Source organism: Streptomonospora halophila, from assembly GCF_039542725.1.
Classification (GTDB): Bacteria; Actinomycetota; Actinomycetes; order Streptosporangiales; family Streptosporangiaceae; genus Streptomonospora; species Streptomonospora halophila.
The window spans coordinates 140,452-159,940 of sequence record NZ_BAABIK010000011.1; the positions used below are offsets into that span (position 1 = coordinate 140,452).

Genomic DNA, 19,489 nt, shown 5'->3' on the forward strand with positions numbered 1-19,489 from the left:
CGGTGGCCGACGTGTCCCCCTATCGCAGTCCCCTCATCCACCCATCCGACGTTAGTCGCGGCACCCCAGTTCGATCGCGCGAGGGTGCCGCTGCGTGTGCGTGCATCCGCGCACGGCGACCGGACTCCGAAGGCGCTAGCGCCCGCCCGAGCCGCGGGAGGCGAATGCGGTGACCAGGGCCAACGCGGCGCCGACGAGCAGGACGCCGGCGAACAGCCCGCTCAGCGCCGGGAATCCGAGGTCGGACGTCCCCGCGACGACGGGTGCCGCGAGGCTGGAGCCGATGTAGAGCCAGAAGCCGTACATGGCGCCGACCGCGGCGGCCTGCTCGCCGGCGGCGGCCTGGGAGCCCTGCATCGCGGCGGGCAGGGCCACGGCCGTGGCCAGCACGTAGCCCGCGATCAGCAGGGTGAACAGGCCGACCGAGCCGACGAGCGGCACCGACAGCCCGGCGGCCGCGACGAGGAGGGCGGAGGCCGCCAGGCCCGCCGCGAGCCGGTGCAGCACCGAGAGCCTCGACAGCAGCGGTGTCACCAGGGGCGCGAGCAGGATGGCGGGCAGCCCGCCGGCGCGGAGCGCGAGCAGGGCGCCGTCGTCGGCGGCCACGCCGAGCGGGTCGGCGAGCCGGATCGCCGCGTACAGCCCCACGAAGCCGAAGAGCACAGTGATGGCGATCCCGTAGAAGGGCAGCAGGTGCGGCCGGACCGCGGCCAGGGCCAGACCGCGGTAGGCGGCGGCGGGCGAGACCGCCTGCTCCGGCCGGTCGGGCACCAGCAGGAAGCGGGCGAGCACGGCCACGGCGGCGGTGGCCGCGCCCGAGATGAGGAACACCGCCGGCCAGTCCCAGCGGGCGGTGATGAGCTGGGCCGCGACCTGCGCGACGACCGCGGCGGCGAGGAACGAGCTGGTCAGCGTGGTGAACGCGAAGGCTCTGCGGTGGGGCGGGATGGTGCGGGTCAGGTAGGCGATCGCTGTAGGCGCGAAGGCCGCGGCGGCGCACCCCTGGAGGGCGCGGGCCGCGACGACGGTCTCGACCGTGGGCATGAAGGCCGTGACGCAGGCGAACAGAGCGGTGGCGCCCACTCCGGTGACGATGAGCCGGCGGTAGCCGACGCGCGGTCCGAGAGGGCCGACGACCAGGAACCCCAGTGCGTAGGCGGCGCCGAACGCGGTGACCGCCCAGCTGGCCCGGTCGACCGTGGATCCGGTGGAGTCGGCGATCGGGGAGAGCAGCGGAAGAGCCAGGTAGAGCTGGCCGATGACCACGAGGGCGGCCGCGGAGATGACCAGGATCTGCGCGGTCGGGCGCGGCGCGGAGGCCCGCTTCGGGGCAGGCTCAGCGGCTGCGCGATCGGAGGTCTGCTTGAGCATGTCACTCACGAAACCAACCAACCGTTTGGGTGTCAAGTTCGATACGCTGGCGGCATGTCACCTAGGGACAGCGCGGCCACCCGCCGCAAGCTGCTGGAAGCCGGGCGCGAGGAGTTCGCCGAGCACGGGATCGCCGGCGGGCGCATCGACCGCATCGCCGAGCGCGCGGGCGTGAACAAGGAGCGCGTCTACGGCCACTTCGGCAGCAAGGAGAAGCTGTTCCAGGCGGTGCTGGAGGCGGTCAAGGCCGAGCACGCCGCCTCGCTCCCGCGGCCGGGCGAGGACGTCGGCGAGTGGGTGGGGCGGCTCTACGACGCCCACGCTGCCAACGGCACGATGGTGCGCCTGCTGATGTGGGAGGCGCTGTACTTCGAGGACCGCCCCCTGCCCGAGGACGGCGCCCGCTCCGACGTCTACGCCGCCAAGGTGCTCGCCCTGGCCGGCAGTTTGGGCGTCGAGCCCGACAGCGCGGCCGCGATGAGCCTGCTCTCGCTGATCGGGATGGGCGCGTGGCCGTTCGCCATGCCGCATCTGGCGCGCCTGGTGGTGGGCCCCCGAATGCTCACCGCCCAGGGCTCGGCCGACCTGCGCGCCCACATCGTGGCCATGGCGAATGCAGCGGTGCGCGGCGTCGAGCACACGCCTGCCGCCGGGGGCGGCACCGGCGACGGGCACGAGAGTGAAGGCGAAGGCGAAAGCCAACAGGCCTGACAGGCCTGGCCGGAGCCGCCCGCTGGACGACTCCGGCCACCTCGAACCAACGCAATGGTTGGTTCGACGTTCCGCGGCCCGTCAGGACGGCCGCACCGCCGCCACCCGGCCGGTGCGGGCGCTGCGGCGCGCGGCCTCGATGATCTCCAGGCCGTGGACGACCTCGTGCAGCTCGACCGGCAGCGGTTCGCCCTCGCCGACCGCGTCGCGCACGGCCGCGTAAAACGCCGGGTAGGCGCCGCGCTCGCTGCGGACCGGGTGGGACTCCTCGACGGTGCCCAGCCGGCCCCACGCCGACTCCGGCTCGACGCCCCAGTCGGGCGCGTCGGGCCGTTCACCGCTCTCCAGGCGCTCCTCCTGGGAGTCCAGCCCGTCGACGGTGAACGCCGCGCGGTCGCCCAGTACCCGAAAGCGCGGCCCGAGCTGGGCGGCGAGGGCGCTCATCCACAGGTGCGAGCGCACGCCGCCGGTGTGGGTCAGCGCGAGGAAGGCGTCGTCGTCGGCCGCCGCGCCGCGCCGGGCGTCCAGTTCGGCGTAGACCGACTCCACCGGCCCGAACAGGTTGACCGCCTGGTCGATCAGGTGCGGGCCGAGGTCGTAGAGGATTCCGGCGCCGGCGTCGGGGTCGCCGTTGTCGCGCCAGGTGCCCCTGGCCTCGGGGCGCCACCGCTCGAACCGCGACTCGAAGCGGTGCACCCGGCCGAGCGCACCCTCCTCCACCAGCTTCCACAAGGTCAAGAAGTCGGAGTCCCAGCGCCGGTTCTGGTAGACGGTCAGCACCTGGCCCAGCCGCCGCGCGTCCTCGGCCAGCTCGTGCCCCTCGGCCGCGGTCAGCGCGAACGGCTTGTCCACCACCGCGGCGAACCCGGCCTCCATCGCCGCGCGCGCGAGCGGCACGTGCGTCTCGTTGGGCGTGGTGACCACCACGAGGTCGATGTCGCCGGTGCGCTTCCACAGCTCGTCGGCCGAGGAGATCGCCTCGGCCCCTGGATAGCGCTCCCGCACGGCCGCCTGGCGTTCGGGGTTCCCGGTCACCACCGCCGCGAGCCGCAGTCCCGGGGTGGCGTCGACGAGCGGCGCGTGGAACACCTCGCCGCCCTTGCCGTACCCGATGACGGCGACCTGCAGTTCTCGTTCAGCGTCGTTCGCAGAGGTCATCCCCCCACGGTAGCCATGCGCCGCCGCGCGGTGCCCGAGGGCGGTGTCGAATCCGCCCGCGCGGTGCGCCGCCACCAGCCCCTGCTTCACCCTACGAATGCCACCATGGCGCATCACGCCGGAACAGCCATGAAAACGAATGGCCACTCACATTCGGTAATCGCCAGACACCCTACGTGCCTCTGGGCTAGAGTCACGCCGACCGGAGATCTATGGAACGGGGACCGCGTACGGATGTCCGTGCTTACCGAGAGACAGGACCGCGGCTACCGTGGAGAGATGGACAAGCACCTGGGTTTCGGCAGTGTCTCCACGACCGATGGCACACTGGTCGTGCCTCCCGAGGTGCGGCGACAACTCGGCCTGGACAAGCCCGATGCCGTGGTGGAGTTCGTCGTACGCGAGGGGGAGGTCGTCCTTCTACCGAAGGTCGCTGTCCACCCGAACGACGTGTGGTTCTGGGAGGAAGGACAGCAGCAGGCTGAGCAGGAGGCGGATGAGGAACTCGCCGCCGGAGAGGTCAACCCTCCTATGACAGGCGAGGAGTTCCTTGCCCACCTGGAGGACGTGACTGGTGAGAAGGCCGGCGAGGAGTCGTGAAGTTTACAAGCCTTAAAACCTTCGACCGCGAGCTCCGGCAGCTTCCCAAAGAGCATCAGCGGTTGTTCCTGGCCGCGGTTCACAAGGATTTCCTTCCCGCGGTGGCCGCCGGGGCGTTCTCCGGAAATCCGCCATGGCCGACACGGCTTCGCCTCCACAAGGTTGGAGGGTACGACGTCTATTCGTTGACGTGGAGCTTCGCTTCACCGGACGGGCGGGCCACTTTCCACATCCAGAAGGACGAGGCTGGAGACCCGCTCTTGGTCTGGCGTCGCATCGGCGACCACTCCATTTACAAGGACCCGTGACCCGCGTGTGGGCCGCCCCGGGCGGGACGGCCCACACCGCGGTTGCGCGTTACCGGTTCTCGCCCGGTCCCCGCCCGGTTACGCCGCCAGCGGCTGCGGGGCCTTCGCCGGGTCGAGGGCCAGTTCGAGCACCTCGCGGACGTCGCCGACCGGGTGGACGGTGAGCTGTTCGCGGATGTCCTCGGGGACGTCGTCGAGATCCGGCTCGTTGCGGGCCGGGATCAGCACCGTGGTGATCCCCGCGCGGTGCGCCGCCAAGAGCTTCTGCTTCACGCCCCCGATCGGCAGCACCCGCCCGGTCAGCGAGACCTCGCCGGTCATGGCCACGTCGGAGCGCGCGGGGCGGCCCGACAGGAGCGAGGCCAGGGCGGTGGTCATGGTGACACCGGCGCTGGGCCCGTCCTTGGGGATCGCGCCCGCGGGGACGTGCAGGTGGACGCCCCGCTCCTTGAGGTCGCCGACCGGCAGTTCCAGCTCAGCGCCGCGCGAGCGCAGGTAGGACAGCGCGATCTGGGCGGACTCCTTCATCACGTCGCCCAGCTGGCCGGTCAGGGTCAGCCCGCCGGCCCCGGACTCGGGGTCGGCCAGGGACGCCTCGACGAAGAGCACGTCGCCGCCGGCGCCGGTGACCGCCAGGCCGGTGGTCACTCCCGGGACCGAGGTGCGGTCGGCGGTCTCGGGGGTGTGCTTGGGCCGCCCGATGAAGCCGGGCAGGTCGTCGGCGCCGACCGACACCGGCAGCTCGCGCTCGCCCAGCGCCAGGCCCGAGGCCACCTTGCGCAGAACCCGGGCGACCGTGCGCTCCAGCTCGCGCACGCCCGCCTCGCGCGTGTACTCGGCGGCGATCCGGCGCAGCGCGCCGTCGGCGAACTCCACCTCGCCGGACTCCAGCCCGGCCCGCTCCAGCTGGCGCGGGAGCAGGTGGTCGCGCGCGATGGTCACCTTCTCGTCCTCGGTGTAGCCGTCGAGCTGCACCAGCTCCATCCGGTCCAGCAGCGGGCCGGGGATGGTCTCCAGGGCGTTGGCGGTGGCCAGGAAGACGACGTCGGACAGGTCGAGGTCCACCTCCAGGTAGTGGTCGCGGAAGGTGTGGTTCTGCGCGGGGTCGAGGACCTCCAGCAGCGCCGAGGTGGGGTCGCCGCGGAAGTCGCTGCCGACCTTGTCGATCTCGTCGAGCAGCACGACCGGGTTCATCGAGCCCGACTCCTTGATCGCGCGGACGATGCGCCCCGGCAGCGCACCGACGTAGGTGCGCCGGTGGCCGCGGATCTCGGCCTCGTCGCGCACACCGCCCAGGGCGACCCGCGTGAACTCGCGGCCCATCGATCGGGCCACGGACTCGCCCAGCGAAGTCTTGCCCACGCCTGGCGGGCCGACCAGCGCCAGCACGGCACCGCTGCGCCGCCCGCCGACCACGCCCAGGCCCTTGTCCTCGCGCCGCTTGCGCACCGCCAGGTACTCGACGATGCGCTCCTTGACGTCGTCGAGGCCGGCGTGGTCGGCGTCGAGGATCTCCCGGGCGCCGGCGATGTCGTAGGCGTCCTCGGTACGGGTGTTCCAGGGCATGTCCAGGATCGTGTCGAGCCAGGTGCGGATCCAGCCGGACTCCGGCGAGGAGTCGCCCGCCCGCTCCAGCTTGTCGACCTCCTCCAGCGCGGCCTTGCGGACGTGGTCGGGCAGTTCGGCCGACTCCACGCGCTCGCGGTAGTCGTCCTCCTCGCTGCCCGGCCGGCCGGAGAGCTCGTTGAGCTCCTTGCGGATGGCCTCCATCTGGCGCCGCAGCAGGAACTCGCGCTGCTGCTTGTCGACGCCCTCCTGCACGTCCTGGTCGATGGTCTCGGCGACGTCGAGCTCGGCCAGGTATTCGCGGGTCCAGTCGCCGAGCAGCCGCAGCCGCTCCGACACGTCGTAGGTCTCCAGGAGCTGGAGCTTCTGCGCGGTCTTGAGGAACGGGGAGTAGCCGCCGCGGTCGGCCAGGCTGCCCGGGTCCTCCAGCTGTTGGATGCCGTCCAGGATCTGCCAGGCGCCGCGCTTCTGCAGGTAGGTGGTCAGCAGGGACTTGTACTCGCGCGCCTGCTCATGGACCTTGCCGGGGTGGCCGCCCTCCGGCGGCTCCTCGCTGTGGACCTCGGCCGAGACCCACAGGGCGGCGCCGGGCCCGGTGGTCCCGCTGCCGACACGGGCCCGCGCCGTACCCCGAACGACCGCGGCCGGTTCCCCCTCGGGGGTGCGGCCGACCTGCTCGATCACGGCGATGGTGCCGACCGCGGCGTAGTTGCCGTCGATGCGGGGGACGATCAGCACCCGCGGCTTGCTCGCGGACCGGACTCCGGGACCCTTCGCAGCGCCGTCGCCGCCGGCGCGCGCGGCGTCGACCGCGGCACGCACCTCGGAGTCGCCGATGTCCACCGGCACGACCATTCCGGGGAGGACGACCTCTTCGTCGAGGGGAAGCACGGGGAACGTCGCGTTGGACTGCGCTTCAGTCATCAGACCCTCCTTGTTGAGTCACTATCACTCAATAAACGAGAGTCCGCTTTTGTTCCCCCTGTTGTGTTCGCCGTGAGCGATCGGCTGTACGCCCTGCCCAGGGAGCCTTCCGAGGGTCGGGCCGCACCTGCTGCGCCGCGCCTCGTCCCGTTTCACCGCACCAGTCCGGCGCGGTAGGCGATCACGACGAGTTGGGCGCGGTCGCGGGCGTGCAGCTTGACCATTGCGCGGCTGACGTGCGTGCGCGCGGTGGCGGGGCTGACGACGAGCCGATCGGCGATCTCGCCGTTGGACAGGCCCTCACCGACCAGGGCCAGGACCTCGCGCTCCCGCTCGGTCAGCTCGCCGAGGTCGGGGCGCGGCCCGCCCGCGGGCGCGCGCGAGGTGAACGAGGCGATGACGCTGCGCGTGACCGAGGGCGAGAGCAGCGACTCCCCCGCCGCGGCGAGCCGGATGGCGCGCAGCAGCTCGCCGGGGTCGCTGTCCTTGATCAGGAACCCGGCGGCACCGGCGCGCAGCGCGTCGAAGACGTACTCGTCGAGCTCGAACGTCGTCAGCACGACCACACGGGTGCACGCCAGCGAGTCGTCGGCGGCGATCTCGCGCAGCGCCGCGATGCCGTCCATCCCGGGCATGCGCACGTCCATCAGCACGACATCGGGGCGCTCGCGGCGCACCAGGTCGACGGCCGCGCGGCCGTCGGCGGCCTCGCCGGCGGGCTCCATGTCGTCCTCGGCCTCGATCAGCACGCGCAGGCCCATGCGCACCAGGGCCTGGTCGTCGGCGACGGCGACGCGGACGGCGCTCACCGCTCCCCCGCGGGCAGCTCGGCGCGCACCCGGAACCCGCCGTCGGCGCGCGGCCCGGCCTCCAGGCGTCCGCCGACGGCGCGGGCACGCTCGCGCATGCCCGCGATGCCGCTGCCCTCCTCGTAGGCCTGGCCGGGGCGCGCGGGCCCGCTGTCGGTGATCTCCACGGTCAACTCCTCGGGGTGGTAGCCGATGGAAACGGCCGCCGCGCCGCCGCCGTGCCGGACGGCGTTGGTCAGCGCCTCCTGGACGATGCGGAACGCGGCGTGGTCGACGGCGGCCGGGAGTGCGGTGCGCTCCCCTTCGATGCGCACCCGCACCCGGTCGCCCGCAGGATCGATACCCGCTGCGAGCTCGTCGATTCGGTCCAGGCCGGGAACCGGTTCGCGCGCGGATCCGGAGGGCCCGCCGACGGGTGCGTCCTCCCCGGACGGCTCGTCCGGCGTTTCCGCGCCGCGGTCGTCCGCGCCGTCGCTGCGGAACACCGCCAGGGTCCCGCGCAGCTCCTCCAGCGCGTCCTTGCTGGTCTGGCGGATCGCCTGGAGCGCGGGTTCGGCCTGCTGCGGGCGCTTGCCGAGCACGTGCAGGGCCACGCCCGCCTGCATGTTGATGACCGAGAGACTGTGGCCGACCACGTCGTGCACCTCGCGGGCGATGCGCAGCCGCTCCTCGTAGACCGAGCGGCGCACCTCGTCGTCGCGTTCGCGCCGGCTGCTCTCGCGGCGCGAACGCACGATCACGCCCACCGCGGCGGGCGCCAGGAGCAGGGCCAGCAGGATCGCCAGCGAGCCGACGGTGTCGGGCTCGAACAGCCCGAGGTAGGGGCGGTCGGCGCGCTCGGCCAGGAAGAGGGGGACCGCGAGGGCGGTCCAGGGCGTCCACTGCCGCAGCGGCAGGCGCACCGCCATCGTGTAGACGAGCACCGCCGGCCCGATCCGCAGCATGCCGCCCTGCTGGTCCAGGGCGTAGAACACGGCTGTCGCGACCATGGCGAAGGCGAAGGCCGTGCGGGGGCGGAAGCGGCGGAGGGCCAGGGCCGCGACGACCACCGCGACGCACACGTAGGCCGCCGGCGGCAGTGCGGCGAACTCGGGGCCGGAGCCCTGGGCCCACGGCGGCCGCCCGTCCGACAGCGGACCGCCCGGAGCCCAAGGCGGTCCGGAACCGGACTGCGGCCACGGCCCCCGGGCTTGGGCGGCGCCCAGCGACACCACGCCCACGAACAGGGCGATCGGCACGTCCAGCGCGAGGACGCGGGCGATACGTTGGCTCACGCCCATGACGGTAGTCGGCCCCGCCGCCCGGGTCGTCAGCGCCGCGTCGTATCCGCACTGGTGCGGCGAGCGCAGACCGGAGCCGCTCGGTGCGGGACCGCCGGGACCGCGGGACCGCGCCGGACGCGCGCGGACCCGCGCTCGTCCCGCGGCGCCTCAGCCCTTCCCGGCGGAGCGCTCGGCGAACACCGGGTCGTCCAGGTCGCGGCCGCGCGTCTCGCGCGAGGCCGCCACCGCCCCCACCGTCAGCACGCAGGCCGCGGCGACGTACACCGACACCGGAACGGAGGTGCCGAAGGTCGACAGCAGCCACGTGGCGATCAGCGGCGCGAGCCCGCCGGCGACGATCGACGCGAGCTGGTAGCCGATGGAGGCGCCGGAGTAGCGCGTCCGAGTGCCGAACAGCTCGGAGAAGAACGCCGCCTGGGGCCCGTACATCGCCGCGTGCAGCACCAGGCCGACCCCCGCGGCGGCCAGCACCATCCCGAACCCGCCGGCGTCGATGATCGGGAAGAACGCGAACGCCCACAGCCCGGTCCCGATCGCGCCGAAGGCGATGACGGGGCGGCGGCCGAAGCGGTCGGAGAGGGTGCCCCAGATCGGGATGGCCACGAGCTGCACCGCCGCGGCCGCGAGCAGGGCGTTGAGGACGGTGCCGCGTTCGACTCCGGCCTCCTGCACCGCGTAGACGAGGATGAACGCGGTGATCACGTAGTAGGAGATGTTCTCGGCGAGGCGCACCCCCATGGCCACCAGGATCTCCCGCCAGTGCCGGCGCACGACCTCGACGACGGGGGCGCGCTCGCCCGCGTCCCGCCCCGCGCGCGCCTGCGCGGCGCGGGCGGCCGCGGCCTGGAACACCGGCGACTCCTCGACGGCGAGCCGGACGTAGAGGCCCACGATGACCAGAATCCCCGACAGCAGGAACGGGATGCGCCAGCCCCAGGCCTCGAAGGCGGAGTCGGCCATGGTGGCGGCCAGCACCGCGAGCACGGCGGTCGCCAGCAGGTTGCCGCAGGGCACGCCCGCCTGCGGCCACGACGCCCAGAACCCGCGGTGCTTGGGGCTGCCGTGCTCGGACACCAGCAGGACGGCGCCGCCCCATTCGCCGCCGAGGGCGAAGCCCTGGATCAGCCGCAGGGTGATCAGGAGCAGCGGAGCGGCCGTTCCGATGGTCGCGTAGGCGGGCAGCAGGCCGATGGCGAAGGTGGCCCCGCCCATCATCAGCAGACTGATGACCAGCAGCTTCTTACGGCCGACGCGGTCGCCGAAGTGGCCGAAGACCAGGCCGCCCAGGGGGCGTGCGACGAACCCGATCGCGTAGGTGCCGAAGGCGAGCAGCACTCCGGTGAGGGGGTCGGACTCGGGGAAGAACACGGCCCCGAAGACCAGGGCCGCCGCCGAGCCGTAGAGGAAGAAGTCGTACCACTCCACTGTGGTGCCGATGAGGCTGGAGGTCACGACCTTCGCGAACGATCCGCGAGGCGCCGCGGCCGGGGCGTCGGAGGGGGAGTTTGGCACAGCCATGTGATCGTCTTCCGCTCGGTATGGGGGTGCGTCGTCGCAGCGTAGGAGCGGGCGTGTGATGGGGGCCATATCCGCCGGGCACCGATACCGGGGGCGGGGTGTGTGGCCGCGGCACACACCCCGCCCCCGGCCGGGAGGGCGGCGGCCACGCGGTCGACGGCCGAGGCGTCGGGCCCGCCTGCTGCCGGGGGTGCCGGCCGCGGCCCCGGGAGGTTATGGTCGTCGGCTACATACCGGGAGGCGCTCGTGTGGGCGCGACGGCCATCCGCCGCCGGGGAGGAGGAACCCTAGATTGGCGCCATGACGACCCGCGAATCCCCCCGGGCGGCCCCGTCCGCGCCCGAGCCGCTGCCCGCCGACACCGCCGCGGCCGCCCGGGGCCCCGACCTGCGCGGCCGCACCGCCGTCGTCACCGGCGCGGCCGGCGGGATCGGCCGGGCGTGCGCCGAGCGGCTGAGCGCCGCCGGCGCCGCGGTGCTCCTGGCCGACCGCGATGCGGACGGGCTGCGCGCCCTGGAGGAGGCCGGTACCGGCACCGCCGTGCCCGTCGACCTGACCGACCTCGACGCGGCGGCCGAGGTCGCGCGCGGCGCCGACATCCTGGTCAACAACGCCGGAGTGCAGACCGTCGCGCCGATCGAGGAGTTCCCGCCCGACCGCTTCGCGCTGATCCTGCGGCTGATGCTGGAGGCGCCGTTCCACCTGGTGCGGGCGGCGCTGCCGCACATGTACGCCCAGGGCTGGGGGCGTATCGTGAACGTCTCCTCGGTGCACGGACTGCGCGCCTCCCCCTACAAGTCGGCCTACGTCGCGGCCAAGCACGGCCTGGAGGGCTTCTCCAAGGTCGCCGCGATCGAGGGCGCCGCCCGCGGCGTCACCTCCAACTGCATCAACCCCGGCTACGTGCGCACTCCCCTGGTCGAGCGCCAGATCGCCGAGCAGGCGCGCGCGCACGCGATCCCCGAGGACGAGGTGGTCGGCTCGGTGCTGCTGGCCCGCAGCCCGCTCAAGCGGCTGATCGAGCCGTCCGAGGTGGCGGCGATGGCCGCGTACCTGTGCGGCCCCGAGGCGTCCTATGTCAACGGGGCCTCCCTGGCGATGGACGGAGCATGGAGCGCGAGCTGAGCGAGCACACGGATCGAGACCGTTACCGGGAGCAGACCCGGCCCCGGGCGCAGGCGGTGCCGGACCCGACCGCCGCCGAGGCGGGCGGAGGCGGCGCGCAGGCGCAGTTCCTGCGGCTGCTGCTGCGGGACGCGCCCGCCGTGGAGTACGAGCGCCCGCTCGTGCGGGCCCGCGCGGCGGGCGGCGGCGCCGAGGAGCTGGCCGACCTGGAGGAGGCCAAGGTGCTGGCGCTGCGCGTGCGCACGGTGCTCTCCGACCGGCGGCGCCGGGAGTCCGAGCTGAGCGCCCTGTTCGAGACCGCCAACGACCTGGCGGGCATGCGCGACCTCGACCAGGTGCTGCGGGCGATCGTCGACCGCGCCCGCAACCTGCTGGGCACCGACACCGCCTACCTGACCCTGCGCGACACCGCCGTGGAGGACGGCGACACGGTCATGCGGGTGACCTCCGGCTCGGTCTCGGCGCGCTTCCAGCAGCTGCGGCTGGGGCCGAGCGAGGGCCTGGGCGGGCTCGTCGCCGAGACGGCGCTGCCCTATGTCACCGCCAACTACTTCGCCGACAGCCGGTTCGAGCACACCGACACCATCGACGCCGGCGTGCTCGACGAGGGCCTGGTGGCGATCCTGGGCGTGCCGCTGCAGCTCAACGGGCGCGTCATCGGCGTGCTCTTCGCCGCCAACCGGCGCGAGCGCCCCTTCTCCCACGCGGAGGTGGCCCTGCTCGGGTCGTTGGCCACCCACGCCTCGATCGCCATCGACAGCGCCAACCTGTTGGAGAAGACCCGCGCGGCGCTGGAGGAGCTGAACGAGGTCAACCAGCGCCTGACCGACCACAGCCGCGCGGTCGAGCGCGCCGCCGACGCCCACGACCGGCTCACCGACCTGGTGCTGCGCGGCGGCGGCATCGAGGAGGTCGAGGCCGCTGTCAGCGCGGTGCTGGGCGGAGCCGTCACCGTCTACGACGCCTCGCGGCACGCCGAGCGCCTCGCTCCCGAGCTGGCCCAGGCGGCGGGCGCATCCCGCTCCAGCGGGCGCGCGGTGCGCTCCGGCAGCGGGTGGGTGGCCGCCGCCGTGGCCGGCGGGGAGCCGCTGGGCGCGGTGGTGCTGGAGGGGGTCGACCTCGGCGCCGCCGATCAGCGCATCCTGGAGCGCGCGGCGATGGTGATCGCGCTGCTGCTGGTGATGCGCCGGTCGGCCAGCGAGGCGGAGAACCGCGTGCGCGGCGACCTGCTGGACGCCGTGCTGGACGCGCCCGGACGCGACCCCGACACGCTGCGCCGCCGCGCCGAGCGGCTGGGCGCCGACCTGGACGCCGAGCACGCCGTCGTGGTGGCCGAGGCTCCCGGCGCCCATCCCGGACGGCTGCGTTCGGCGGCGATGCACCTGGCCGAGACCTCCGGCGGCCTGGCGGGCGCCCGGGCGGGCACGACCGTGCTGGTGCTGCCCGGTCCGCGGCCGGCGGAGGCGGGACGCAGGGCCGCCGGCGCGCTGGCCGCCGCGGTCAACACCGCGGTCACCGCCGGCGTATCCGGGCCGACCTCGGGACTGGCCGACTACGCGGCCCGCTTCTCGGAGGCGCGCCGGTGCCTGCGGACCCTGGTGGCCCTGGGCCGCTCGGGCGAGGTCGCCGCACCGGAGGACCTGGGGTTCTTCGGCGTGCTGCTGGGCGGCGACCGCGACGTGGCCGGGTTCGTCGACTCGGTCCTGGGACCGCTGCTGGACTACGACCGCCGCCGCGAGACGGCGCTGGTGGAGACGCTGCGCGCCTACTTCGCGCACGGGGGCAGCATGTCGCGGGCCAAGGACGCGCTGCACGTGCACGTCAACACGGTCGCTCAGCGCCTGGAGCGCGTCGGCCGACTCATCGGTCCCGACTGGCACGAGCCCGGCCGGGCCCTGGAGATCCAACTGGCGCTGCGGCTGCACGCGCTGCTGCGGGGCGGGCTGGCCGAGGCCGAGGAAGCCGAGCGCGGCGGACCGTGACGCGCCCGCGTCCACTCCTGCCCGCTCGGGTCCGCAGGCGGGAAGCGTGTTCGCGGGAGCCGGACGCCCCCGTTCGGACGGCCCGCGCGGGCACTCCGCCGCCCCCGGGCGTAGGCGCTCTGGTGCCCGGCGCGTAGCGCGATCCCCGCCGCTGGGGCGACGCGCGGCGGGGGTCGGTCCACGCAGGCTTGGGGCATGGCACAACCACTGACAGCGGCGGCCGGACTGGCCGATGCGACGGCCCTGTTCGCCGGACCCGCCGCGAGATTCCACGCCCACCCGCCGTTCCCGATGATGGGAGTCGCAATGCTGCTCGTCCTGCTTCTGCTGGGCCTGGCCGCCTACCTGCTGATCTCGCGGTCGAAGGGCCGCCGGCCGCCGTGGGCCGCCGCGCCCGAGCCGCCCGAGTACGCCGCCCGCAAGGTGCTCGCCGAGCGCTTCGCCCGCGGCGACATCACCGTCGACGAGTTCCTGGAGCGCGCCAGCGTCCTGAACTGGACGCCCGGAGCGCAGGAGGGCGGCCGCAAGTGAGACTCCGCCCGGGCCCGCAACGCAAAGCGGTGCTGAGCCTGCACGTGATCGCTTCGGTGGGCTGGCTCGGCGTGCACGCCGGCGTCCTGACGCTGGTGGCCGCCGGGCTGGCCGCCGACGGCGCGGCGCGGGCCGGCGCGCTCTACGGTTCCGCCGCGACGCTGGGCGGGTTGCTCGTCCCGGTACTGAGCCTGACAGCGGTGGCCACCGGCCTGGTCTGCGCGCTGGGTACGCAGTGGGGACTGTTCCGCCACTACTGGGTGGCCGCCAAGCTCGCGCTGACCGCGGTGCTGGTGGCCGGCAGCAACCTGCAGCTGATGCCCGCGACGGCCGGACTGGCCGAGGCGACGCGCGGAGGCACCGTGCTGCCCCCGTTCGCCGACCGCCTCAGCCTCGTCATCGCGCTCTCGGTGGCCCTGTCGGTGCTCGTGGCCGCCAGCCTGCTGTCGACGGTCAAGCCCTTCGGCCGCATCCGGCCCCGCAGGCGCTCCCGCGAGGAGGACGGGTCCGGGGCCCCGCGCGGGTCCGCGCGCGCCGCGCAGCGCGCCTCCCGCTGAATTCGGGCGCCGCCCGGGCGGCGAAGCGACAGCCGCGCGGCGCCGTGGCATCCTCGTCCGGGCGAGCCAGACGCGGGAGGATCCTTGGCCGGCATGTGGCACGGCGACCTTTACGCCGATTTCGAAGGCACCGACGGGCCGGGAAGCGGCACGGACGACATCGACGCCCTGGTCCGCGCCACCTCCCCGGCGGCCGGGGAGGACCGCGCCGGCCCTGGGGGCGCCGCTGCGGCGCCCGCAGCGCGCGGCGTCCCCTTCGACGTGGTCACCGGCGTGGTCGAGACTCCCGTGGGCTTCCTGTTCTGCGCGATGACCGAGACGGGGCTCGCGGCGTGCTCGTTCGCCCCCGAGGAGGCCGTGGTCGAGCGGCTGGAACGGGCGGTCTCGGCCAACATCGGCCCGCACGACGCCCACCTGGACCCGGTGCGCCGCGAGATCGGCGCCTACTTCGCGGGGCGGCTGAGCACGTTCACCGTCCCACTGGACCTGCGGTTGACCGGCGACTTCGGGCGCGTGGTGCTGCGGTCGCTGCTGGACGTCCCCTACGGCTCCACCATCGCACCGGGCGACCTGGCCGCGCGGATCGGCCGGCCCAACGCGCGCCGCGCCGTCGCGAGCACGCTCGCCGAGAACCCGCTGTGCCTGTTCCTGCCCTGCCACCGCGTGGTCGGCGACGACTACCCGAACGATCCGGGGCCGTACGCGGGCGGCACGGCGGCCAAGCGGGGTCTGCTGGCGCTGGAGGCCGAGCACGCCGACGCGTGAGCGCCGCCACCGGCCCGGCGCGTCAGCGCGTTGCCCGGTGCGGTCAGCGTGCGGCCCGGCGGCCGAATCGGGCGACGAGCTCGCCGGTCAGGCCCTTCGACGCGGACTCGACCATTCCCAGCACGTTGCTGAAGCCGTCCTCTCCGCCGTAGTAAGGGTCGGGGACCTCGGGGTTGGCTGCGCCGCCGAGCTTGGGCGAGAAGCCGCGGAAGAGCCGCAGCCGGTCGCCCGCCGACGCGGGGTCGGGGGCCAGCTGCACCAGCTCGTCGAAGTTGTCCAGGTCCATCGCCAGGATCAGGTCGCGCTCGGCGAACCAGGCGGGGTCGAACCTGCGCGCCGTGTGGTCGGTTGCGTAGCCGTGCACTCGCAGTGCGGCGGCCGCACGCGGGTCCATGCCCATTCCGATGTGCCAGCCGCCGGTGCCGGAGCTGTCGACGGCCACCGCGCCGCCGAGGCCGGCGCGCGCGAGGTCGGCGGTGAGGACCTTCTCGGCCATCGGCGACCGGCAGATGTTGCCCAGGCACACCAGCGCGATCCGGTAGGGCCCCGTCGGGTCGAGGGGATCAGGCAGGCTCATGATCACCACGGTAGCCCAGGCCGGGCGCGCCCGTCCGGCGGGCGGCCGGACCCGGCATCGGCGGAATCACCCCTTGGGCAGGCGCACCACGGTGACGAAGAAGTCGTCGATCTGGCGGACGACCCTTATGAACTGGTCGAAGTCGACCGGCTTGGCGACGTAGGCGTTGGCGTGCAGCCGGTAGCTGCGCAGTATGTCCTCCTCCGCCTCGGAGGTGGTCAGCACCACGATCGGGATGTGGGAGAGCGCCTCGTCCTTCTTGACCTCCTCCAGCACCTCCCGGCCGTCCTTGCGGGGCAGGTTGAGGTCGAGCAGGATCAGGTGCGGCATCGGGGCGCCGGCGTGCTCGCCCTCGCGCCGGAGGAAGCGCAGCGCCTCGACGCCGTCGGAGACCACGTGCAGGCGGTTGCCCACCTTGTGCTCCGCGAAGGCCTCCTTGGTCATCAGGACGTCGCCGGGATCGTCCTCGACCAGCAGCACCTCAATGGCTTGCACCAAGTTGTCCTCGCTCAATCTCGTCCGACCTGTCCCGAATCGGCCCCGGGCGCGCCCGGGGCGGTGTCGTCTCCTTCCGACTGGGGCGCCGGGTCTTCGCCGCCCTCCTCGGCGGGGCCGGCGGCGCCCGCCCCGGCCTCGGCGGGCTCCGCCTCCTGCGCGCCCCGGTCCTCGCGGGCGCCGGGGGCGCCGTGCGGATCGCGCGCCCCCTCGACCTCCGCGGCCGGCTCGGGCCCGGCCGGCTCCGCTGCGCCCGCGGGCCGCTCCTGCTCGGCCGCCTCGTCCGCGGCGCCGTCGCCGACGGGCAGCGACCAGCAGATGCGTGTGCCCCGCAAGGGCTCGGCGTCATCCTCGCCGTCGCCGTCGCCGAAGGACGTGTCCAGCCACATCCGGCCGCCGTGGAAGTCCACGATCTTCTTGCACATCGCCAGGCCGATCCCGGTGCCGCCGTACCTGTCGCGGGTGTGCAGCCGCTGGAAGATCACGAACACGCGCTCGGCGTACTGCGGCTCGATGCCGATGCCGTTGTCGGCGCAGCAGAACACCCACTCGTCGCCCTGTTGCCCGGCCCCGATGTGCACCCGCGGCGGGTCCTCGCCGCGGAACTTGACGGCGTTGCCGATCAGGTTGAAGAACACCTGGGTGAGCAGCGTGCGGTCGCCGCGGACCGTGGGCAGTCCGTCGGAGGTGACCAGCGCATCGGCCTCCTCCAGCCGGGTCTCCAGGCTGCTGAGCGCGTCGGCGAGCGCCTCGTTCAGGTCGACGGGCTGGTCGTCCTTGGTGCGGCCCACGCGCGAGAACGCCAGCAGGTCGTTGATGAGCGTCTGCATCCGCTTCGCGCCCTCGACCGCGTAGTCGATGTAGGCGTCGGCGCGCTCGTCCAGCCGGCCCTGGTAGCGGCGCTGGAGGAGCTGGCAGAAGCTGGCGACCTTGCGGAGCGGCTCCTGCAGGTCGTGTGAGGCGACGTAGGCGAACTGCTCAAGCTCCAGGTTGGAGCGGCGCAGCTCGTCGGTCTGGCGCTCCAGCAGCTCCGACTGCTCCTGGAGGGTCCGGCGGGCGGTGCCGACCTCGTCCAGGTCGCGGACGATGCGTTCGCGCATGGCGTCGACGTCGCGGCCGACGCGCTCGATCTCGGGCGGACCGTGCAGCTCGATGCGGTGGGCGTAATAGCCCTCGGACACTTGTATGAGGTGGCGGCCCAGCTCGTCCAGCGGCCGCAGGACCCAGTTCTGCAGCATGACCCACAGGAAGCAGCACAGCACCACGACCACCGCTCCGACCAGCACGAGCAGGGCCATGACCTGCTGGGTGGCCAGGGTGAGCCCGTCGCGCGCCTGGCTCAGCTCGTCGTCGATGCGCTGCTCGGTGCGGGCGCCGGCGGCGCGCAGGTCGTCGAAGCGGTCGCGGCCCATCTGGTAGTCGGCCGAGGTGATCTCCTGGCCGCCGTGCACCTTCTCCAGGGTGGGCTCGGCGAAGTCGTCCTGCCAGGCCTCTCCGGCCGCGATCAGCCGGTGGATGTAGCCGTCGACCTGGCTGTTCTGCTGGGCCACGGCGCGCAACTGCGGCAGGCTCTCAGCGAGGTCCTGCTTGCCCTGCTGGTACGGGGCCAGGAACTCGATGTCGTTGGTCAGTGCGTAGCCGCGAATGCCGTTGTCCATGTTCAGGTAGGCCGACATGGTCTGGCGCACGGCGCTCTGCGCCGGTGTGAGCTCGTCGACCTGGCGGTCCAGGGCGTCGCGGGCGTTGAACGCGGCGAGGGTGATCGTCGACACCGACGCGACCAGCACCACCGCCACGGAGGCGAGCAGGACGGTCACGCGGCGGCGCAGGGGCCACCTTCTCAAGTCCGGTCCTCGTGCGTGATGAGCAGCATGGCGACGTCGTCCTGCAGCGGGCCGCCGTTGTAGCGCTCGGCCTCGTCGACCAGGTGCTCGGGCAGGTCGACGATGGAGGTGCCGCGTTCCAGCACGTCGCCGACCATGCGGCGCAACCCGCCGACCTCCAGGCGGCCGGGCGGCTTGCCGTCGTAGGCGTCGACCAGGCCGTCGGTGTAGAGCATCAGCGTGGCGCCGCGGGGAAGCCGGAAGCCGTCGATCTCGGTCTCGTGCTCGGGGAACACGCCCAGCGGCGGCCGGGGGGCGACGGCGACCTCCTCGACGGCGCCGCCGTGCAGGACCAGCGGCGGCGGGTGGCCGAACAGCCGGATCCGGGCGTCCTCGCTGCCGGTGTCCAGGCTGGTCTGGCACAGCGTGGCGTACATCTCCTCCTGCGCCCGCTCGCTGACGAGGATCTCCTCCAGCGCGGGCAGCACCTCCGCCTCGGCGACGCCGCCCATGACCAGGGCGCGCCAGGCGATGCGCAGGCTCACGCCCAGCGCGGCCTCGTCGGGGCCGTGGCCGCTGACGTCGCCGACGATGACGTGGGTGGTCCCGTCCTTCTGCACGGCGTCGTAGAAGTCGCCGCCGACCAGGGCGCGCTTGCGGCCGGGCCGGTAGAAGGAGCGGTGGCTCAGCGGGGAGCTGTCCAGCAGCACCTGGGGCAGCAGGCCGCGCTCCAGGCGCATGTTCTCGCGGGCGTACAGCTCGGCCTCGCGCAGCTGGCGGGCGTTCTCGTCGGCGCGCTGGCGCTCGACGGAGTAGCGCAGGCTGCGCGCCAGCAGGGAGCCGTCGACCTGCCCCTTGACCAGGTAGTCCTGCGCGCCGGCGGCCACGGCCGCGATGCCCTCGTGCTCGTCGTTGAATCCGGTCAGCACGACGACGGCGGCCGCGGAGGCGGTGGTGAGGACCTCGCGCAGCAGGCTCATGCCGCGGGCGTCGGGGAGGTTGAGGTCGAGCAGCACGCATCCGCGAAAGCCGACGAGGTGCTCGCGCGCCTCGTCGAGCGTGCGCACCCAGGTGATGCGGGTGTCGAGTGCGGCGTCGGCGAGGAGCTCCTCGACCAGGAACGCGTCTTGGGTGTCGTCCTCGACGAGCAGGACGTCGACCGCCTCCGCGGTCGAGGGGGACCGCCGCTCCATGACGGCCTCAGCCGCGCGGCCGGGGTCGGCCGGCCACGCTTGCTCGGTATCGGTCATGGTCACGGGCTCGGGTCCGGGGTTGCTGGTATCCACACATCGCCTCTACGTCGACCGGTGCGCGGTGCGCGTCGTCAGCCGTTGCGGCAGTCAAACGATAATCGCCTGCACGTCTTGTCGCTAGCGGGATTGCACG

Annotated in this window: 18 protein-coding genes; 8 read left to right on the forward strand and 10 right to left on the reverse strand. The window is 73.6% G+C overall.

Going from position 1 to position 19,489, the window contains the following annotated elements:
* Positions 1–135 precede the first annotated feature (135 nt).
* Positions 136–1,371, reverse strand: coding sequence for an MFS transporter (locus ABEA15_RS11650; protein ID WP_345556662.1), 1,236 nt, complete (start codon positions 1,369–1,371; stop codon positions 136–138).
* A gap of 54 nt (positions 1,372–1,425) precedes the next feature.
* On the opposite strand from ABEA15_RS11650, the gene ABEA15_RS11655 reads away from it, so the two are divergent.
* A complete protein-coding gene (locus ABEA15_RS11655; protein ID WP_345556641.1) occupies positions 1,426–2,082 on the forward strand; it encodes a TetR/AcrR family transcriptional regulator in 657 nt (218 codons plus the stop codon).
* A gap of 81 nt (positions 2,083–2,163) precedes the next feature.
* Here ABEA15_RS11655 and ABEA15_RS11660 read toward each other — a convergent pair whose 3' ends face one another.
* The gene (locus ABEA15_RS11660) at positions 2,164–3,240 is read right to left on the reverse strand and encodes a Gfo/Idh/MocA family oxidoreductase (RefSeq protein ID WP_345556642.1); all 1,077 of its coding nucleotides are present in this window, start codon (positions 3,238–3,240) and stop codon (positions 2,164–2,166) included.
* 279 nt (positions 3,241–3,519) lie between these two features.
* On the opposite strand from ABEA15_RS11660, the gene ABEA15_RS11665 reads away from it, so the two are divergent.
* Positions 3,520–3,840 (forward strand): AbrB/MazE/SpoVT family DNA-binding domain-containing protein, encoded by a 321-nt coding sequence (locus ABEA15_RS11665; RefSeq protein ID WP_345556643.1) that lies wholly within the window; start codon positions 3,520–3,522, stop codon positions 3,838–3,840.
* Positions 3,837–4,148: a hypothetical protein gene (locus ABEA15_RS11670; RefSeq protein ID WP_345556644.1), complete on the forward strand. Its 312-nt coding sequence runs from the start codon at positions 3,837–3,839 to the stop codon at positions 4,146–4,148. The genes ABEA15_RS11665 and ABEA15_RS11670 overlap by 4 nt, the downstream gene beginning before the upstream one ends.
* A 78-nt stretch (positions 4,149–4,226) precedes the next feature.
* On the opposite strand, the gene lon is transcribed toward ABEA15_RS11670, so the two are convergent.
* The 4 genes from lon to ABEA15_RS11690 form a co-directional block, all read right to left on the reverse strand.
* On the reverse strand, positions 4,227–6,638 hold the full coding sequence (gene lon / locus ABEA15_RS11675) for an endopeptidase La (RefSeq protein ID WP_345556645.1): 2,412 nt from the start codon (positions 6,636–6,638) through the stop codon (positions 4,227–4,229).
* A gap of 152 nt (positions 6,639–6,790) precedes the next feature.
* Positions 6,791–7,447, reverse strand: coding sequence for a response regulator (locus ABEA15_RS11680; protein ID WP_344142300.1), 657 nt, complete (start codon positions 7,445–7,447; stop codon positions 6,791–6,793).
* Positions 7,444–8,721: a sensor histidine kinase gene (locus ABEA15_RS11685; protein WP_344142301.1), complete on the reverse strand. Its 1,278-nt coding sequence runs from the start codon at positions 8,719–8,721 to the stop codon at positions 7,444–7,446. Before ABEA15_RS11685 ends, ABEA15_RS11680 begins: the two co-directional genes overlap by 4 nt.
* 156 nt (positions 8,722–8,877) lie before the next feature.
* Complete coding sequence (locus ABEA15_RS11690; RefSeq protein ID WP_345556646.1) at positions 8,878–10,248, reverse strand: MFS transporter; 1,371 nt, start codon at positions 10,246–10,248, stop codon at positions 8,878–8,880.
* 300 nt (positions 10,249–10,548) lie between these two features.
* On the opposite strand from ABEA15_RS11690, the gene ABEA15_RS11695 reads away from it, so the two are divergent.
* From ABEA15_RS11695 to ABEA15_RS11715, 5 genes are all read left to right on the forward strand, one after another.
* Positions 10,549–11,373, forward strand: coding sequence for a 3-hydroxybutyrate dehydrogenase (locus ABEA15_RS11695; protein ID WP_345556647.1), 825 nt, complete (start codon positions 10,549–10,551; stop codon positions 11,371–11,373).
* Complete coding sequence (locus ABEA15_RS11700) at positions 11,358–13,355, forward strand: helix-turn-helix domain-containing protein (protein WP_345556648.1); 1,998 nt, start codon at positions 11,358–11,360, stop codon at positions 13,353–13,355. The genes ABEA15_RS11695 and ABEA15_RS11700 overlap by 16 nt, the downstream gene beginning before the upstream one ends.
* A gap of 195 nt (positions 13,356–13,550) precedes the next feature.
* Complete coding sequence (locus tag ABEA15_RS11705) at positions 13,551–13,886, forward strand: SHOCT domain-containing protein (RefSeq protein ID WP_344142306.1); 336 nt, start codon at positions 13,551–13,553, stop codon at positions 13,884–13,886.
* Entirely contained in the window at positions 13,883–14,443 is a 561-nt protein-coding gene (locus tag ABEA15_RS11710) for a hypothetical protein (RefSeq protein ID WP_345556649.1), read from the forward strand. Before ABEA15_RS11705 ends, ABEA15_RS11710 begins: the two co-directional genes overlap by 4 nt.
* Before the next feature lie 93 nt (positions 14,444–14,536).
* Positions 14,537–15,208: a methylated-DNA--[protein]-cysteine S-methyltransferase gene (locus ABEA15_RS11715; protein WP_344142308.1), complete on the forward strand. Its 672-nt coding sequence runs from the start codon at positions 14,537–14,539 to the stop codon at positions 15,206–15,208.
* A 43-nt stretch (positions 15,209–15,251) separates the two neighbouring features.
* Here the strand turns inward: ABEA15_RS11715 and ABEA15_RS11720 are convergent, their stop codons facing one another.
* The 4 genes from ABEA15_RS11720 to ABEA15_RS11735 all read right to left on the reverse strand — a co-directional run bounded on the left by ABEA15_RS11720 (position 15,252) and on the right by ABEA15_RS11735 (position 19,359).
* Positions 15,252–15,785, reverse strand: coding sequence for a low molecular weight protein-tyrosine-phosphatase (locus ABEA15_RS11720; RefSeq protein WP_344142310.1), 534 nt, complete (start codon positions 15,783–15,785; stop codon positions 15,252–15,254).
* Between the two features lie 66 nt (positions 15,786–15,851).
* Positions 15,852–16,265, reverse strand: coding sequence for a response regulator (locus ABEA15_RS11725; RefSeq protein ID WP_344142450.1), 414 nt, complete (start codon positions 16,263–16,265; stop codon positions 15,852–15,854).
* Positions 16,266–16,294: 29 nt separating this feature from the next.
* Entirely contained in the window at positions 16,295–18,124 is a 1,830-nt protein-coding gene (locus tag ABEA15_RS11730) for a sensor histidine kinase (RefSeq protein WP_345556650.1), read from the reverse strand.
* Positions 18,121–19,359 (reverse strand): PP2C family protein-serine/threonine phosphatase, encoded by a 1,239-nt coding sequence (locus tag ABEA15_RS11735; protein ID WP_425579385.1) that lies wholly within the window; start codon positions 19,357–19,359, stop codon positions 18,121–18,123. Before ABEA15_RS11735 ends, ABEA15_RS11730 begins: the two co-directional genes overlap by 4 nt.
* Positions 19,360–19,489: the final 130 nt, after the last annotated feature.

Bases quoted from the DNA above. Each gene is read 5' to 3' on its own strand.
- ABEA15_RS11655 (WP_345556641.1), top strand. From the start codon at position 1,426: ATGTCACCTAGGGACAGCGCGGCCACCCGCCGCAAGCTGCTGGAAGCC.
- ABEA15_RS11690 (WP_345556646.1), bottom strand. From the start codon at position 10,248: ATGGCTGTGCCAAACTCCCCCTCCGACGCCCCGGCCGCGGCGCCTCGC.
- lon (WP_345556645.1), bottom strand. From the start codon at position 6,638: ATGACTGAAGCGCAGTCCAACGCGACGTTCCCCGTGCTTCCCCTCGAC.
- ABEA15_RS11660 (WP_345556642.1), bottom strand. From the start codon at position 3,240: ATGACCTCTGCGAACGACGCTGAACGAGAACTGCAGGTCGCCGTCATC.
- ABEA15_RS11715 (WP_344142308.1), top strand. From the start codon at position 14,537: ATGTGGCACGGCGACCTTTACGCCGATTTCGAAGGCACCGACGGGCCG.
- ABEA15_RS11700 (WP_345556648.1), top strand. From the start codon at position 11,358: ATGGAGCGCGAGCTGAGCGAGCACACGGATCGAGACCGTTACCGGGAG.
- ABEA15_RS11705 (WP_344142306.1), top strand. From the start codon at position 13,551: ATGGCACAACCACTGACAGCGGCGGCCGGACTGGCCGATGCGACGGCC.
- ABEA15_RS11665 (WP_345556643.1), top strand. From the start codon at position 3,520: ATGGACAAGCACCTGGGTTTCGGCAGTGTCTCCACGACCGATGGCACA.
- ABEA15_RS11650 (WP_345556662.1), bottom strand. From the start codon at position 1,371: ATGCTCAAGCAGACCTCCGATCGCGCAGCCGCTGAGCCTGCCCCGAAG.
- ABEA15_RS11695 (WP_345556647.1), top strand. From the start codon at position 10,549: ATGACGACCCGCGAATCCCCCCGGGCGGCCCCGTCCGCGCCCGAGCCG.
- ABEA15_RS11720 (WP_344142310.1), bottom strand. From the start codon at position 15,785: ATGAGCCTGCCTGATCCCCTCGACCCGACGGGGCCCTACCGGATCGCG.